16 protein-coding genes are annotated in these 14961 nt (G+C 72.7%); 11 read left to right on the top strand and 5 right to left on the bottom strand.

Going from position 1 to position 14961, the window contains the following annotated elements:
- Positions 1-281: 281 nt before the first annotated feature.
- From ACTVAJ_RS19870 to ACTVAJ_RS19880, 3 genes are all read left to right on the top strand, one after another.
- Positions 282-1898 carry a sensor histidine kinase gene (locus ACTVAJ_RS19870; protein ID WP_470389697.1) on the top strand — a complete coding sequence of 539 codons (1617 nt, stop codon included), beginning with the start codon at positions 282-284 and terminating at the stop codon, positions 1896-1898.
- Positions 1899-1966: 68 nt separating this feature from the next.
- Positions 1967-2629, top strand: a complete 663-nt coding sequence (locus ACTVAJ_RS19875) for a response regulator (RefSeq protein ID WP_470389698.1) — start codon at positions 1967-1969, stop codon at positions 2627-2629.
- Positions 2630-2681: 52 nt separating this feature from the next.
- The gene (locus ACTVAJ_RS19880; RefSeq protein WP_470389699.1) at positions 2682-3380 is read left to right on the top strand and encodes an HD domain-containing protein; all 699 of its coding nucleotides are present in this window, start codon (positions 2682-2684) and stop codon (positions 3378-3380) included.
- 37 nt (positions 3381-3417) lie between these two features.
- Here ACTVAJ_RS19880 and ACTVAJ_RS19885 read toward each other — a convergent pair whose 3' ends face one another.
- Complete coding sequence (locus ACTVAJ_RS19885; RefSeq protein WP_470389700.1) at positions 3418-3717, bottom strand: DUF4031 domain-containing protein; 300 nt, start codon at positions 3715-3717, stop codon at positions 3418-3420.
- Complete coding sequence (locus ACTVAJ_RS19890; protein WP_470389701.1) at positions 3714-4181, bottom strand: Lrp/AsnC family transcriptional regulator; 468 nt, start codon at positions 4179-4181, stop codon at positions 3714-3716. Before ACTVAJ_RS19890 ends, ACTVAJ_RS19885 begins: the two co-directional genes overlap by 4 nt.
- Before the next feature lie 199 nt (positions 4182-4380).
- Between ACTVAJ_RS19890 and ACTVAJ_RS19895 the strand changes: the two genes are divergently transcribed.
- The 3 genes from ACTVAJ_RS19895 to ACTVAJ_RS19905 all read left to right on the top strand — a co-directional run bounded on the left by ACTVAJ_RS19895 (position 4381) and on the right by ACTVAJ_RS19905 (position 8126).
- Entirely contained in the window at positions 4381-5259 is an 879-nt protein-coding gene (locus ACTVAJ_RS19895; RefSeq protein ID WP_470389702.1) for a tryptophan 2,3-dioxygenase, read from the top strand.
- Between the two features lie 39 nt (positions 5260-5298).
- Positions 5299-6537, top strand: a complete 1239-nt coding sequence (gene kynU / locus ACTVAJ_RS19900; protein WP_470389703.1) for a kynureninase — start codon at positions 5299-5301, stop codon at positions 6535-6537.
- A gap of 716 nt (positions 6538-7253) precedes the next feature.
- On the top strand, positions 7254-8126 hold the full coding sequence (locus ACTVAJ_RS19905; RefSeq protein WP_470389704.1) for a hypothetical protein: 873 nt from the start codon (positions 7254-7256) through the stop codon (positions 8124-8126).
- Between the two features lie 113 nt (positions 8127-8239).
- Here the strand turns inward: ACTVAJ_RS19905 and ACTVAJ_RS19910 are convergent, their stop codons facing one another.
- Genes ACTVAJ_RS19910 through ACTVAJ_RS19920 form a run of 3 tightly spaced genes read right to left on the bottom strand, consistent with a single transcriptional unit; the run spans position 8240 to position 11735 of the window.
- Positions 8240-9586, bottom strand: coding sequence for a dihydrolipoamide acetyltransferase family protein (locus ACTVAJ_RS19910; RefSeq protein ID WP_470389705.1), 1347 nt, complete (start codon positions 9584-9586; stop codon positions 8240-8242).
- Positions 9583-10623, bottom strand: a complete 1041-nt coding sequence (locus tag ACTVAJ_RS19915) for an alpha-ketoacid dehydrogenase subunit beta (protein ID WP_470389706.1) — start codon at positions 10621-10623, stop codon at positions 9583-9585. Before ACTVAJ_RS19915 ends, ACTVAJ_RS19910 begins: the two co-directional genes overlap by 4 nt.
- Positions 10620-11735, bottom strand: a complete 1116-nt coding sequence (locus tag ACTVAJ_RS19920) for a thiamine pyrophosphate-dependent enzyme (protein WP_470389707.1) — start codon at positions 11733-11735, stop codon at positions 10620-10622. Before ACTVAJ_RS19920 ends, ACTVAJ_RS19915 begins: the two co-directional genes overlap by 4 nt.
- Positions 11736-11869: 134 nt before the next feature.
- On the opposite strand from ACTVAJ_RS19920, the gene ACTVAJ_RS19925 reads away from it, so the two are divergent.
- From ACTVAJ_RS19925 to ACTVAJ_RS19945, 5 genes are all read left to right on the top strand, one after another.
- Positions 11870-12307 (top strand): Lrp/AsnC family transcriptional regulator, encoded by a 438-nt coding sequence (locus ACTVAJ_RS19925; RefSeq protein ID WP_470389708.1) that lies wholly within the window; start codon positions 11870-11872, stop codon positions 12305-12307.
- Positions 12308-12388: 81 nt separating this feature from the next.
- A complete protein-coding gene (locus ACTVAJ_RS19930) occupies positions 12389-13180 on the top strand; it encodes a PhzF family phenazine biosynthesis protein (RefSeq protein WP_470389709.1) in 792 nt (263 codons plus the stop codon).
- A gap of 170 nt (positions 13181-13350) precedes the next feature.
- The gene (locus tag ACTVAJ_RS19935; RefSeq protein ID WP_470389710.1) at positions 13351-14145 is read left to right on the top strand and encodes a PhzF family phenazine biosynthesis protein; all 795 of its coding nucleotides are present in this window, start codon (positions 13351-13353) and stop codon (positions 14143-14145) included.
- A 23-nt stretch (positions 14146-14168) separates the two neighbouring features.
- Complete coding sequence (locus ACTVAJ_RS19940; protein ID WP_470389711.1) at positions 14169-14612, top strand: hypothetical protein; 444 nt, start codon at positions 14169-14171, stop codon at positions 14610-14612.
- Between the two features lie 53 nt (positions 14613-14665).
- Positions 14666-14809 (top strand): hypothetical protein, encoded by a 144-nt coding sequence (locus ACTVAJ_RS19945; RefSeq protein WP_470389712.1) that lies wholly within the window; start codon positions 14666-14668, stop codon positions 14807-14809.
- The last annotated feature ends 152 nt before the right edge of the window (positions 14810-14961 follow it).

The raw sequence follows: 14961 nt of genomic DNA on the forward strand, positions 1-14961 counted from the left end.
AGTCCTGTTGTCCGCCACCGCCCGCGGGTCGCTTCGCGGAAGGGGCGGGACGCCCCCCGACGGACGCACGCGACGCGGCGGTCCCCCCACGGATTGCAGCACGGTGACCGAGGACGGGCAATCGTCGGAGGAACCAAAAATCATCCCATGATATGGCCGTTGTCGCCCCGATTCCGTGGGTTCGCACGTCCGGCCCACGTCACCGGGGTGACGAAGGTGGTGCGAACCTCCGACTTTCGCTGGTTCCGTGCCTGGAGACGGGACTGTGTAGGTTCGTCCGCATGGACTTCTCCGAGCCGTTCCGGGCCCTGAGCCACGCCCTGCGGCCGCTGCCCGGCTGGCCGAACCGGCGCGCGCTCACGCGCGACGCCGTTCTGGCGGCCCTGGTCGGTGTGGGCCTGCTCCTGGAGGGCACCGCGGCATGGAACCGGGGAGACACGGGCCCCGGTTCGGCCCTCCTCCTCCACACGGCCCTGTTCGCGGTCGGGCTGCTGGTGATCGTGCTCACCCGCCTGTACCCCGTCCTCGCGGTCATCGTGGTCCTGTTCGGGGGGCTCACCTCGATCACCCTGGGTGTCCTGGTGCCCTGCGCCGCCTTCCTCCTCGGCCGCCGCTCCCCGAGCCTGTGGCCCGCGGTCACCGTCTTCGCCACCGGTACCACGTTCTGGCTGGCCGTTCTGGTCACGGTGTGGTCGGGTGACGTCGAGGCCTGGACGGTCGCCGTCGTCACCCTGGTCTTCTATCTCGTCCTGCCGTGGCTGATCGGCGTCTACCGGCGCCAGCACGCGGCGCTGACCGCGGCCGGGTGGGAGCACGCCCGTCACATCCAGCGCGAGCACCGCCTGACGGAGGAACAGGTGCGACTGCGTGAGCGCTCGCGGATCGCCCAGGACATGCACGACTCGCTCGGCCACGAGCTCAGCCTCATCGCCCTGCGCGCGGGTGCGCTGGAGGTCACCCCGGACCTGGCCGACGACCACCGCCGCGCCGTCGCCGAACTGCGGGCCGACGCGGTCAACGCGACCGCGCACCTGCGCGAGATCATCGGCGTCCTGCGCACCGACGCCGAACCCGCGCCCACGGCCCCCGCCGACGAGGGCGTGCCCGCGCTGGTCGAGCGGGCCCGCGACTCCGGCATGCGCGTCATGCTCGTACGCGACGGCGACGTGTCCGATCTGCCGCCGATGGTCGGCCGGGCCACGCACCGGGTGGTCCAGGAGGCACTGACCAACGCCGCCAAGTACGCGCCGGACGCCTCGGTCACCGTGTGGCTCGCCAGCGGGGACACGGCCCTGGAGGTGCGGGTCACCAACGCCCCGCCGGTCGGCGTCCTGCCGGAGACACCCGAGGGCGGCGGCCGGGGGCTGATCGGACTGCGCGAGCGCGTCCGGGTGGCCGGGGGGTCGTTCACCGCCGGACCGCGCGACGGCGGCTGGGAGGTGGCCGCGACCCTGCCGCTCGGGGACACGGTCCCCGTCTCCTCGACGGACGACACCGCCCGTGAGCAGCCGGACGACATCGACCGCCTGCAACGGGCGGCCCGCCGCAGGTTCCGCGGGTGGACCGTGGCGCTGGCGGCCCTGCCCGTCACCCTCCTGGTGGTGGCCGTGGTCGTCTCGGTGGGCCCGATCTCGCTGACGGCGCAGGAACAGGTCCTGCCGCCCGAGGACCTGGAGAGGATCTCGGTCGGCGACACCCGGGAGGAGGCCGAACGCCACCTCCCGGCCGACTCGGTTCCGCTGACCACCGGGGAACACCGGATGTACCGCGAACCCGAGGACGCCCAGTGCGCGTACTACCACGACGGGTCGCTGCTGCTCGACCCGGAGGCCGTCCTCCACCAGGTGTGCTTCCGTGACGGCCGTGTGGTCCGCGTGGGAACCGCCACCACCGACTGAGGGGCCCCGAGGGCCCACCCGCGTGCGCGGACCCGCGCGCGCCGACCGACCGCAGGAGGAGACCGAACGTGATCCGGGTGCTGATCGCCGACGACGAGACGATGATCCGGGCGGGTGTGCGCGCCATCGTGCAGAGCGACCCGGGGATCGAGGTGGTCGCGGAGGCCTCCGACGGGCGCGAGGCGGTGGAACTGGCGATCTCCCACAGGCCCGACGTCGTCCTGCTGGACATCCGCATGCCGCGTATGGACGGCCTGGCGGCCACCGCGGAGCTGCGCAGGGTGGTGCCCGACGCGGCCGTCGCCATCCTCACCACCTTCGGGGAGGACGGGTACGTCTCACGGGCCCTGGGCGACGGCGCCGCCGGGTTCCTGCTCAAGGCGGGTGACCCGCGCGAGCTGATCGCCGGTGTGCACGCCGTGGCCGAGGGCGGCGCCTACCTGTCGCCGCAGGTGGCCCGGCAGGTGATCGCGCACTACGGAGGCGGGCGCGCCGCCCGGGAGGAGGCCGCACTGGCCCGGATCGGCGAGCTCACCGACCGGGAGAGGGAGGTGCTCGCCCTGGTCGGGGCGGGGCTGTCCAACGCCGAGATCGCCCGCCGCCTGTTCCTGGTGGAGGGAACGGTGAAGAGCTACGTGAGCGCGATCCTGAGCCGTCTGGGGCTGCGCAACCGCGTACAGGCGGCGATCCTGGCGCACGAGGCCGGGCTCCCGGACGCGGTCGACCCCTGATCCCGCCCCCGGGGGTGCGGTGCGGCCACCGGATGTGGGGAATACTCGGGGCATGGTGAGGACGAGCACCCCCGGGGACCGACCCGGGCCGGACGGGGCCGTGGAACTGGAGCCGCTGCGTGCGGACTGGCGCAAGCTGGCGGGCCGCAGCGCCGAGGCCGCGGCGGTGGGCGACGAGCTGATCGCCAGGTGGGGCGAGGAGCACCGCAGGTACCACACGCTGACGCACCTCTGGGAGACGCTGCGCGCCGTCGACGTCCTCGCGGACCAGGCCGACGACCCGGACGCCGTGCGGTACGCCGCCTGGTTCCACGACGCCGTGTACGAGGGCCGACCGGGCGAGGACGAGCGCGAGAGCGCGCGCCTGGCCGAGCGTCTGCTGGCCGGACTGGGCGTGGGCCCCGAACGGGTCCGCGAGGTCGTGCGGTTGGTGGAGGTGACCGCCGACCACCGGACCGGCCCGGACGACGCCGACGGAGCGGTGCTGTGCGACGCGGACCTGGCGGTACTGGCGGCTCCCCCCGACGAGTACCTGGCCTACACGGCGGCCGTCCGCGCGGAGTACCGACGTGTGCCCGACCGGCTCTTCCGGGAGGGGCGGCTGTCGGTGCTGCGGTCCCTGAGGGCCGCGCCGCACCTGTACGCCACACCGTACGGCCGGGCCCGCTGGGAGGAGCGGGCCCGGGCCAACATCGACGCGGAGATCGGGCGCCTGGAGGGCGCCGAGGAGGTCGAACCGCCGCCCCTGTGACCGCCGCTCCCCGGTGGAGGGGGCTTCCCGGTGGTCATCAGACCCGGCCGCCGCCCCGGTGCCGGTCGGTGCCGCGCGGTGTCCGTCGCCGCCGCAGGCCCGAGGCGCGCAACCGGGTGACCAGTTCCCGTCCGCTGACGTGCTCGGCGCCCAGTTCCACCGCTCGCGTGTGCAGGTGCTCGGGGATGTCGTAGTGGTCGCGGTCGAAGGCGCGGTGGCTCACGCCGAGTTCGCGGGCGAAGGCGTGCAGCTCGTCGTAGGAGTGGTCGCTGACCAGGTGGGCGAAGAGCCAGCCGCGCGGTCCGGGCCAGACGGGTGTGTCGATGAGGACGCTCATGAGGCGCGCTCCGCGGTCACGGCCCGCCAGGGCACGGGGCTGGAGAGGACCATGGTGCTGGAGGGACGACCGTGTTCGGCCAACCGGTCGATGACCTCCTCGAAGTGCTCCATGGACCGCACCGCGATGAGCAGGACGCAGCAGGCGTCCCCGGTCACCCGGTGCACCTGGAGGATCTCCGGCAGGTCCAGGGCGGTGGGTTCGCGCAGCAGGCAGTGCGCGCCGAAGCACTCCATCCGCACCAGGGCCGTGACCGGGAGGCCGGCCGCGGCCGGGTCCACGTGCGCGTGGTAGCCGGTGATCACGCCCCGGTCGGTGAGGCGGCGGACGCGGTCGGCCACGGCCGGGGCCGACAGGTTGACCCGGCGGGACAGTTCGTTGAAGGACAGCCGTCCGTCCTGTTGGAGCTCGGTCAGTATCCGCTGGTCAACGCTGTCCAGCGGAGTTGCCGGTCGTGAGGTCATGCTTTGTGATCCCAAGGTCGAGATGTCTTTTCCGTTATGAATACCAGGTCGATGTCCTGCTTGTGAGGTCATCGCCCATTCCTTCAGCCGCCTTCCGTGGTCGATCATGTGACTGCGTCACCGTGGACCGGGGGACCCTCCTCCCGTCCGGCCACCACGGGGCGCCGCGGAAGACCAGCAGCACCGACGAGGGGTTCCCATGCTCTCCACGACCGCCCAACAGTGTCCGTACATGCCGGGCGGCGACGACGACGGAGTCGAGACGGGCGGTGGCCCGACGCTCGCCTTCGAGCGCGCCACCCCCTACGTCGACTACGTCGGCGTGGACACCCTCCTCAGCCTCCAGAACACGCGCACCGACGAACCCGCCGAGTCCGCGTTCATCATCAGCACCCAGGTCATGGAGCTGCTGTTCACGCTCGTGCAGGAGCGCTGGGAGGCGGCCCGCGACGCCCTGGAGGCCGACGACGTCCCCGGGGCGATCGCGTGGCTGCGCCGGGCGTGCAACGCCCAGGACGTGCTCAACGCCTCCTGGGGGCTGCTCGCCGACATGACACCGACCGAGTTCAACCGGTTCCGCCCGGCCTTCGGCGAGGCCTCCGGCTTCCAGTCCTACGGCTACCGCAAGCTGGAGTTCCTGCTCGGCAACAAGTCCGCGGCGATGATCCGTCCGCACAAGGCGATGGGCGGGGTGGTCGCCGAACTGACCCGCCTCCTGGAGGGACCGAGCCTGTACGACGCCGCACTGCGCCTGCTGCGCCGCCGCGGACTTCCGGTGCCCGAGGACCGCGCCCAGCGCGACTGGACCGCCGACTACGAGCCCAGCCCCCAGGTCGAACGCGCCTGGGCCGGGGTCTACGCCGACGACCGGCCCGGCAACGAGCTGTTCCTGCTGGCCGAGGCGCTGCTCGACGTCGCCGAGCGGGTGACCCGGTGGCGCCACTCCCATCTCGTCGCCGTCAAGCGCACCATGGGGGCCAAGCCCGGAAGCGGCGGCTCCAACGGTCTGAACTGGCTCGCGCGCAACGCCGAGCAGGACGTCTTCCCGGAGCTGTGGTCGCTCCGGAACACCATCTGAACCACTGGTACCACCCGCATCACCAGGAAGCAGGAACCGATGACGCCCACCACCCGTGAGGAGTGCGCCGCCCTCGACGCGGCCGACCCCCTCGCCCCTCTCCGCGAGGAGTTCGTCCTCCCCGAGGGGGTGATCTACCTGGACGGAAACTCGCTGGGCGCGCTCCCGCGGTCCACGCCCGGGCGGGTCGCCGACATGATCGAACGCGAGTGGGGCCAAGACCTCATCCGGAGCTGGAACACCGCCGGATGGTGGGACAAGCCGCGCACCCTGGGTGCCAAGGTCGCCCCGCTGGTCGGGGCCGACCCCGACGAGGTGGTCGTCGGCGACGGCGTCTCGGCCAACCTGTTCAAGGTCCTCGTCGCGGCCCTGCGCATGTCCGACCGCTCCGTCGTGCTCGGCGAGGCGGGCAACTTCCCCACCGACCTGTACGTCACGGAGGGCGCGGTCGCGCTCGCCGGGGCCACCCAGCACCGGATCGACCCCGACGGACCCGCGCTGGCCGAGGCGCTCGCCGCGGGCGACGTGGCGGTCGTACTGCTCAGCCACGTGGACTACCGCACCGGCACCCTCCGGGACATGCCGGGCATCACCCGCGCGGCCCACGAGCACGGCGCCCTGGTCGTCTGGGACCTGTGCCACAGCGCGGGTGCGGTGCCGGTCGCGCTGTCCGACTGCGGCGCGGACTTCGCCGTCGGCTGCACGTACAAGTACCTCAACGCCGGGCCGGGCGCGCCGGCCTTCCTCTACGCGGCCCGCCGCCACCACGCCGCCGTCGACCAGCCGCTCAGCGGGTGGCACGGGCACGCGCGCCCGTTCGACTTCACCGCCGACTACGAGCCCGCGCCCGGGGTGTCCCGTTTCCTCAGCGGTTCGCAACCGCTCGTGGCCGACGCCGCCCTGGAGGCGAGCCTGGACGTGTGGGCCAAGGCCGACATGGGGCAGGTGCGCGCCAAGAGCCTGGCGATGACCGACCTGTTCCTGCGGGTGACCGGAGAGGCGGGGCTGGCGTCGGCCACTCCGCTGGAGCACGGGCGGCGCGGCAGCCAGGTGGCGCTGCTCCAGCCGGAGGAGGGCTCGGGGTACCCGATCGTGCAGGCGCTGATCGAGCGCGGGGTGATCGGTGACTTCCGCGCCCCCGACGTCATGCGCTTCGGCTTCACCCCGCTTTACCTGCGGTACGCGGACGTCTTCGACGCCGCCACCGCCCTCGTGGAGGTCGTGCGGACCGGGGAGTGGCGTCAGGAGCGCTTCTCCCGGCGTTCCCAGGTGACCTGATCCGCCGCCGGGCGGCCGTTTCCGCGATGCCCCGGAGGACCGCTGTCCTCCGGGGCATCGGCTTTTCCGAACGCGGCCGACGGAGTGACCCGGGACACAAGGCCAGGTTACGTGGCCTTTGCCACACGGGGGCGTGTCCGGTGCGATCGGTGGTGGCCCGCGTCTCCGGGCGGAATGCGCACTACTGGCGCGTAAACGCTGTTGCATCGGTGTTTTTGCAGGTGAGAGCCGGTGTCATCTGACTGTGGCTCCAGCCACGGACGCGGTCGCTGTTTGCGGGGGAGTGTGTGCGAAAACGCCTGCGAAATAGGCGTTCCAGTGCTTGTCCGCGGCTTTTTACTTTGTTTCCCGGTGTTTGTCGCCGACTACGACGAGTCATTTTACCCGCGATCCTTCGGTACTTTACCGAAGCGTGGGTTAGTGTCGCTCGTGATCGGTTCGTGATGAGTATCGACGAGCTGATGCCGAGCCCTTGTACGGCTGAGCGCCGCAAGGGAATCGAGACCCTCTCCCGGGAACCGGGCCGCACGAAACCACGTGCCGTCCTCGGAGCGCCGAGCCCATCGGCGCCCCTGTTCCCGCCCGCCTTCGCCGTCGGCGACGCGGGAGTCCCAGACATGACGCCCTGACACGGGTGCGCCCGAGTGCGCCCGTGTGTCCCGGACGCGCCATGCCCACGGTCTTCTCGGCCCTGTCGCCTACCTGGCTATTTCTTCATGAGCAACGAGACTCCGATTCAGCACGGCCACGTCACCGCCACCTACTTCTGGGACGACGGTTCCGGGATCAACGGGGACACGGGTGCCCCCGCATACGGCAAGCCCATGCAGGAGGGCCTGTTCTCCAGCCCGAGCTGGCCGCTGGGAACCGAGGGTTACATCGTCTACGAGGGCGAGGAATACGAGTTCTTCATCGGCGACCGCGGTCCGGGCGTTCCCTCCCACGACTGCGACGTCCTGCTCGACATCGACGGCAAGACCTTCGCCGAGATGACCGGCGAGACCTTCAACGACACCACCCTGACCGTGAGCGGCGGCAACGGCCACGCCGAGGTCGAGTACTTCATCACCGAGTGGGGCGACGGCCACGGCACCCCCGGTGCCCCGCACCCCTTCCAGCAGCCCGGCAACAAGTGTGAGGACGCGGTCTCCCCGCTCCCCGAGCCGGAGCCCGAGGAGGAGCCGGCGCCCCAGCCCACCCAGGCTGAGGAGGAGGCGAAGGAGGAGTCCGCCAAGGACTCCGAGGACGCCGCCAAGACCAAGGCCGCCGAGGAGCAGCAGGAGGACCAGTCCGAGGCGGCCGCCGCGGCCGACGGCCAGGACGGCGACGACTCCGGCGTGACCGCGGAGACCGCGGCCAACGACCTGTCCGCCATCGAGCTGACCGGCGCCGACGGTGCCATGGGCGCCACGGGTCTGCTCACTCTCGCTCTGATCCCGGCCGTCCTCATCGCCCTGTTCTTCGCCTGGACCCGCCGTCCGTCCGGCGTCCACGCGGGTGCGGCCGACGGCGAGGGCAGGGGCCTGCTGTCCGTGAGCTCCGGACGCCACGCCCTGACCTCCCTGGTCGACCGGCTGCGCCGCAAGTAGCCGGAGGACCTCCCCGCGACAAGGGCCGGAAGGGGCCGCGGTCGGGACCGCGGCCCCTTCGCTGTGTTCTTCTCGGGCCTTTGCTGCGCTTCGGGTGGCGGTCCGGGAAGAACCTAGACGTCCCCGAGGAGCAGCCCCGGCCGCTCCACGCAGTCGGCGACGAAGCGCAGGAACCCGCCCGCGACGCCGCCGTCGCACACCCTGTGGTCGAAGGCGAGGGTGAGTTCGGTGACCGGTCTGGGTACCACGGCGTCGCCGACCACCCACGGGCGGCGGACGATCCGGCCCACCCCGAGGATCGCCGCCTCCGGGTGGTTGATGACGGCGGCCGACCCGTCCACCCCGAACACGCCGTAGTTGTTGACGGTGAACGTCCCGCCGCGCAGCGCCTCGGGCCCCAGCCCGCCCGACCGCGCCGCCTCCGCGGTCTCGCCCAGGCGGGCCGACAGGTTCCGCGTGGTCAGGCGTTCGGCGTCCCGCACGACCGGCACCACCAGGCCGCGCGGCGTCTGCGCGGCGAACCCCAGGTGCACGGGGTCGAAGCGCACCACCTCGTCGCGTGCGGTGTCGAAGTGGGCGTTCAGGTCGGGGAACCGCGCCAGACCCAGGAGCGCGAACCGCGCCACCAGGGCCAGGACACTCACCGGACGGTCCGGCGCCGCCTCGTTCAGCTCCCGGCGCAGCTCCACCAGACCGGTCGCGTCCGCGTCCACCCACACCGTCGCCTCGGGGATCTCCCGACGCGACCGCTCCAGTCCCCGTGCCATCGACCGGTGGGCGCCGCGCAGCGGCGTCCGGTGCGTGCCCGGCGGGTCGGCCGGCCGCTCACGGTCGGCCGCGGCGCCTCCGGAGACCAGGGCAGCCACGTCCCTGCGCAGGACCAGCCCGCCCTCGCCGGTGCCGTGGACCGCCGACACGTCGATCCCGTGCTCCCTGGCCAGGCGCCGCACCAGCGGGGACACCACCCGCGTCCGCCCGGTCCCCGGCCCGCGCCCGCCCCCGGAGGCCGGTGCGCTCCCCGGTGTGTTCGGGGGAGTGGGTGGGCCGCCGGTCGCCGTTGACCCTCGCGGCCCACCCGCCCCACGGGCGCGCCGACGCGTGGCCGGTGCGCCCGTTCCCGTGCCGTAGCCCACCAGGACGGCTCCCGACCCCGCGGATTCCCCGGCGGCCCCGTTGCCGCCGACGGGGTCGGAGCCCTCCGGTGCGTTCGGCACGGGGGTCTGTGCGACGGTGACGAGGGGCGCGCCGACCGCGACCACCTCACCCACCGCGCCGTGCAGTTCGGCCACCGTGCCCGCGTACGGACACGGCACCTCGACCGAGGCCTTGGCGGTCTCCACCTCGGCCACGGGCTGGTCGACGGCGACCTCGTCGCCCACCGTCACCAGCCAGGTCAGGATCTCGGCCTCGGTCAGCCCCTCGCCGAGGTCGGGCAGTGCGAACGACCGCGTCCCGCTCACCCGCCGACCCCCGTTCCGTCGGTGCCCGCCACCCACCCGGACTCCCACTGGAGACGGTCCACCGCCGCCAGGATCCGGTCGACCCCGGGGAGGTGGAGGTGCTCCAGCTTGGGCGGGGGATAGGGCACGTCCAGTCCGCCGACCCGGAGCACCGGAGCCTCCAGATAGTGGAAGCAGCGTTCGCTGACCCGCGCGGCGACCTCCGCTCCGTAACCGCCGAACACCGACGCCTCGTGGACCACGACCGCGCGGCCGGTGCGGCGCACCGACGCCGTCACCACCGAGTCGTCCCACGGGCTGAGCTGGCGCAGGTCCACGACCTCCAGGGACCGGCCCTCCTGCGCCGCGACGGCGGCCGCCTCGAGCGCGGTCTCCACCATGGGTCCGTAGACGACGAGGGTCGCGTCCTCCCCCGCCCGCCGCACCACGGACCGCGCCATCGGTTCGGTGCGCACCGGAAGCCCGACGGCCTCCTTGGACCAGTAGCGGCGCTTGGGCTCCAGGAAGACCACGGGGTCGTCGCACGCGATGGCCTCGCGCAGCATCGAGTAGGCGTCGGCGGGGGTGCCCGGGGTCACCACGCGCAGCCCGGGGGTGTGCGTGTAGTAGGCCTCCGAGGAGTCGCTGTGGTGCTCGACGCCGCCGATGCCGCCGCCGTAGGGAACGCGGACGACCACGGGCACGGCCACCGTGCCCCGGGTCCGGTTGCGCATCTTCGCCAGGTGGGAGACGAGTTGTTCGAAGGCCGGGTAGGCGAAGGCGTCGAACTGCATCTCCACGACCGGCCGCAGTCCGTACATCGCCATGCCGATGGCGGTGCCGATGATGCCGGACTCGGCCAGGGGGGAGTCGAAGACGCGCTCGGTGCCGAACTCGCGGCTGAGGCCGTCGGTGACCCGGAAGACGCCGCCGAGCGGGCCGACGTCCTCGCCGTAGACGACGACGTCGGGGTCCTCGGCCGCGGCGTCGCGCAGAGCACGGTTGAGGGCGGCGCCCATCGAGACCTCGGCGGGGGGAACGGGGGGTGTACGCGTCATCGGACCTCCCGCAGCCCCTCCACCAGCTCCTGTCTCTCCTCGCGGAGTAGCGGTGGGACCTCGGCGTAGACGTCGCCGAACAGGGACGCGGGGTCGAGTTCGTCCTCGCCCGCCATCCGGTCGCGCACCGCCGTGGCCACCTTCTCCGCCTCGGCGTCGAAGGCGGCCAGTGCCCGCTCGGTCTCCTCCCCGTCGCCGAGCAGGGCCTCCCCGCGGATGAGCGCCTCCATCCGGGTCAGGGGGTCGCGTTCGGTCCAGTACGCCACCTCCGCGTCGTCGCGGTAGCGCTGGGGGGCGTCGGAGTTGGTGTGCGGGTCCACGCGGTAGGTGAGCGCCTCGACGATCGCGGGTCCCTCACCTGCGCGCGCCTCCGCCAGCGCGTGGGAGACCACCGCGTGCACGGCCGCGGCGTCGTTGCCGTCGACGTGGTAGCCGCGCATGCCGTATCCGACGGCCTTGTGGGCGAGGGTGGGTGCGGCGGTCTGCGCGTGCAGGGGCACGCTGATCGCCCAGTGGTTGTTCTGCACGAGGAACACCACGGGGGTGTTCCACACGGCGGCGAAGTTGTAGGCCTCGTGGGCGTCGCCCTCGCTGGTGGCGCCGTCACCCATGATGACGAGCGCCGCCACGTCCCGCCCCTTGCGCCGCGCCGCGTAGGTGAGGCCGACGGCGTGGGAGGCGTTGGTGGCCAGCGGTGTGCACTGGGGTGCGCAGCGGTAGCGGTGCGGGTCGTACCCGGCGTGCCAGTCGCCGCGGAAGAGGGTCAGCGTCTCCACGGGGTCGACGCCGTGCGCGACCAGGGCGACGCTGTCGCGGTAGGTGGGGAACAGCCAGTCCTGGTCGCCCAGGGCCAGCACGCCGCCGACCTGTGCCGCCTCCTGCCCCGTCGACGACGGGTAGACGGCGAGGCGGCCCTGGCGGGCGAGCGTGCTGGCCTGCTGGTTGAAGCGGCGACCGATGACCATGGCGCGGTGGAGGTCGGCGAGCACGGTGTGGTCGGGAGCGGTGAAGGAGGAGTGACTCACACGGTGGCCGTGCCGGTCCACGAGGCGCACCGGCTCCGTCGAGGGGAGTGGAGGAACCGGACGGTTTCGCTCATCGGTGTGCTTCATGTCTTGAATATGAGGTGAATCACCCCATACTGTCGATATCCCTGCATTGATGCTGGACAAATTGTCTCGCATGACCCCGAAGCGGTCCGGATCATCTCAGAGGGTGCACGCCCGAGCGGTATGAGGTAAGACACATGGCAGCCCGGTTGGACGACACCGACAAGCGCATCATCGCGCTGCTGCGCGCCGACGGACGCATGTCCATCCGTGCGGTCGCGGAGCAGGCGCACATCTCCCGCGCCAACGCCTACTCCCGCCTCGAACGCCTCCGTGACGAGGGGGTCATCCGCGGCTTCACCGCCGTCATCGACCCGGAGAAGTACGGCACCGGACTGTCCGCGTACGTGTCGGTCCGCATCGAGCAGCACTCCTGGGACCGGTTCCGCGGCTACCTGCGCGACATCCCGGAGGTGGACCACGCGGCGCTGGTCTCCGGGGACGTCGACCTCCTCCTGCTGGTGCGGGTCGCCGACGCCGCCGCCCTGCGGACGTTCGTGCTGGAGCGCCTCCAACGGCTCCCGGAGGTGAAGAGCACGCAGACGATGTTCATCCTCGACGAGCCGCACCTGTGAGGGGACGAACACGCCATGAGGGTCCATTTCATGGAGAACTGGCCCTTCCTTTCGGTCAAGTGGACTCCCAACAATGGACCCATGACCGAGTACCGCGTCGTCGACGCCTTCACCGACCGTCCCCTGGCGGGCAACCCCGCCGCCGTCCTCATCCTGGACGAGCCCTACACCGACGCGTGGGCCCAGGGAGTGGCGGCCGAGTTCAACCTCGCCGAGACCGCCTTCGCCCGCCGTGTCGAGGATCCGGAGGCCGACTACGAACTGCGCTGGTTCACGCCCACCGTCGAGATCGACCTGTGCGGCCACGCCACCCTCGCCACCGCCCACACGCTGACCGAGCTCGGCGTTCCGGGGCCCTACCGCTTCACCACCCGCAGCGGGATCCTCACCGTCACCGACGACGGGGAACGGAAGTGGCTGGACTTCCCGCTCAACCGCGCCGAACGGTGCGAGGTCCCCGACGGCCTCGTCGAGGCGCTCGGAGCCCCCGCGCTGTGGACGGGGTCGGTGGGTGAGTTCCTCCTGGTCGAGCTGGAGGACGAGACCGCCGTCCGGGAGCTCGCCCCCGACCTGGCGGGCCTGGCCGAACAGCCCCAGAACATCGTCATCGTCACCGCCCGGGGCTCCGAGACCGACATCGTCACCCGCGTGTTCGGCCCCAGCATCGGGATTCCCGAGGACCCGGTGACCGGAGCGGCCCACACGGTGCTGGCGCCGTTCTGGGCCGAGCGGCTGGGCCGTACCGAGCTGACCTCCCACCAGGCGTCCGCGCGCGGCGGCGACCTGCTGGTCCGCCTGCCCGCCGACGCCGCCGACCGGGTCCTCATCGGGGGCACCGCGGTCTCGGTCGCCACCGGGACGCTCAACCTCTGAGGCGCGTCCCCGGACCGGAGCGCGCTCACCCCCCGCCGCGGCCGGGGGCAGCCGCGTACCCGGGGCGGGGAGCCCGGGATCCCCGCCCCGGGGCCCCGCCGAGCCGGATCGCCGCGGTGCGCGACCGCGTGGACTCCCCCCTCGCACCACGGGCGTCCTAGTCTTGCGGCATGCCTGAATTCCACGTGGTCGACGCCTTCACCGACCGTCCCCTGGCGGGCAACCCCGCCGCCGTCCTCGTCCTGGACGACCCCTACCCCGACGCGTGGGCCCAGGGGGTCGCGGCGGAGTTCAACCTCTCGGAGACGGCCTTCGCCCGCCGTGTCGAGCACCCCGGAGCCGACTACGAACTGCGCTGGTTCACCCCGAAGGTGGAGGTCGCCCTGTGCGGGCACGCCACCCTGGCCACCGCGCACGCGCTCACCGGGATCGGGGTGCCCGCCCCCCACCGCTTCAGTACGCGCAGCGGTGTGCTCACCGTCTCCCGCGACGGGGACCGGATGTGGATGGACTTCCCCGCCCGGCCCGCGACACCCGTCGACGCACCCGCGGGCCTGGCCGCCGCACTCGGAGCCGAGCCCCTGTGGGTCGGCCGCGGCGGGACCGACGACCTCCTCGTCGAGGTCGCGGACGAGGCCACCGTCCGCGCGCTCACCCCGGACCCGGCGGCGCTGGCCCGACTCGACGCGCGCGGGATCATCGTCACCGCGCGCGGGACCGACCACGACATCGTCTCCCGCTTCTTCGCGCCGAGCGTCGGCGTCCCGGAGGACCCGGTGACCGGAAGCGCCCACACGGTGCTGGCGCCGTTCTGGGCCGAGCGGCTGGGCCGTACCGAGCTGAGCGCCCACCAGGCCTCGGCGCGCGGCGGCGACCTGGAACTGCGCCTTCCCGCGGACGCGCCCGGGCGCGTCCGCATCGGCGGGAGGGCGGTCACCGTGGCCCGCGGCACGCTCCACCTCTAGGGTGTCGGGGACGGAGGACGACGATGAGGGGGGACACCATGGCCGAGCAGTGGGCGACCAAGGAGCGGATCGTTCGGGCCCGGGAGGAGCTGGAGGCGGCCCACACCGGCTGGCGGCGGCCCGCCGCCTACGGGATCGGTGTCGAGCGGGACGGCGGCACGGTGTTCGGTCTGACCAACGTCGCCGGCAACCACCTTCCCGCCGTCGTCCTCGGCCGTACGCTGGGCCACGTGTCCGGGACGGCCACCCACCGGATGACCCTCGACCAGTTGGACACCGCGATCAGCGGTCTGGCCCCGGCCGAGGCGTGCCCGGACTTCGAGCACCCGAACCTGCACCACTGGCGGGACCTGCGCGCCGAGGTCGCGCAGAAGGGCGGGCGGCTCGTCGCGGTGTTCGTCGGTGACCTGGCCGATGAGCCCGTCGACGCCCACGACGCCGCCTTCCGTGCCGCCCTCGACCGGTAGCGGAGCCGGTTCGGGGCCCGCAGACGCCGTGCCCCGCCGAGCCTGACGGGGCGGTGCCCTTCGCGCTGATGCTGGTCGGAGCCCGGGCGACCTGCGCGGTCGCGTCGTGCGCGGCGGAGACCGCCGCGACCGTCGAACGGGAACATGAATCCGCCGGAATCGAGGTTTCCCCCGCACGGGACATCGACTTCCGGTAGAAATGAACTCGTGCACCTCCCCACCCCTCCCGGGGAGGTGCGGGCGCCCCAGCCGACCCGGAACACCCCCTTGGTACCGGGTGGGCTGGGGCCACCCCGAAGGGATCGGCCCCGGTACCGCCACCGGGGCCGACCCCCTCACGGGCGCCGCG

Source organism: Nocardiopsis sp. KDC1DS13DA1 (assembly GCF_055632325.1).

What these genes read in the sequence shown, in the direction of transcription:
- ACTVAJ_RS19870 (WP_470389697.1), top strand. Translation starts at nt 282, where the DNA reads ATGGACTTCTCCGAGCCGTTCCGGGCCCTGAGCCACGCCCTGCGGCCG.
- ACTVAJ_RS19935 (WP_470389710.1), top strand. Translation starts at nt 13,351, where the DNA reads ATGCCTGAATTCCACGTGGTCGACGCCTTCACCGACCGTCCCCTGGCG.
- ACTVAJ_RS19880 (WP_470389699.1), top strand. Translation starts at nt 2,682, where the DNA reads ATGGTGAGGACGAGCACCCCCGGGGACCGACCCGGGCCGGACGGGGCC.
- ACTVAJ_RS19890 (WP_470389701.1), bottom strand. Translation starts at nt 4,181, where the DNA reads ATGACCTCACGACCGGCAACTCCGCTGGACAGCGTTGACCAGCGGATA.
- ACTVAJ_RS19905 (WP_470389704.1), top strand. Translation starts at nt 7,254, where the DNA reads ATGAGCAACGAGACTCCGATTCAGCACGGCCACGTCACCGCCACCTAC.
- ACTVAJ_RS19915 (WP_470389706.1), bottom strand. Translation starts at nt 10,623, where the DNA reads ATGACGCGTACACCCCCCGTTCCCCCCGCCGAGGTCTCGATGGGCGCC.
- kynU (WP_470389703.1), top strand. Translation starts at nt 5,299, where the DNA reads ATGACGCCCACCACCCGTGAGGAGTGCGCCGCCCTCGACGCGGCCGAC.
- ACTVAJ_RS19920 (WP_470389707.1), bottom strand. Translation starts at nt 11,735, where the DNA reads ATGAAGCACACCGATGAGCGAAACCGTCCGGTTCCTCCACTCCCCTCG.
- ACTVAJ_RS19885 (WP_470389700.1), bottom strand. Translation starts at nt 3,717, where the DNA reads ATGAGCGTCCTCATCGACACACCCGTCTGGCCCGGACCGCGCGGCTGG.
- ACTVAJ_RS19925 (WP_470389708.1), top strand. Translation starts at nt 11,870, where the DNA reads ATGGCAGCCCGGTTGGACGACACCGACAAGCGCATCATCGCGCTGCTG.
- ACTVAJ_RS19940 (WP_470389711.1), top strand. Translation starts at nt 14,169, where the DNA reads ATGAGGGGGGACACCATGGCCGAGCAGTGGGCGACCAAGGAGCGGATC.
- ACTVAJ_RS19930 (WP_470389709.1), top strand. Translation starts at nt 12,389, where the DNA reads ATGACCGAGTACCGCGTCGTCGACGCCTTCACCGACCGTCCCCTGGCG.
- ACTVAJ_RS19895 (WP_470389702.1), top strand. Translation starts at nt 4,381, where the DNA reads ATGCTCTCCACGACCGCCCAACAGTGTCCGTACATGCCGGGCGGCGAC.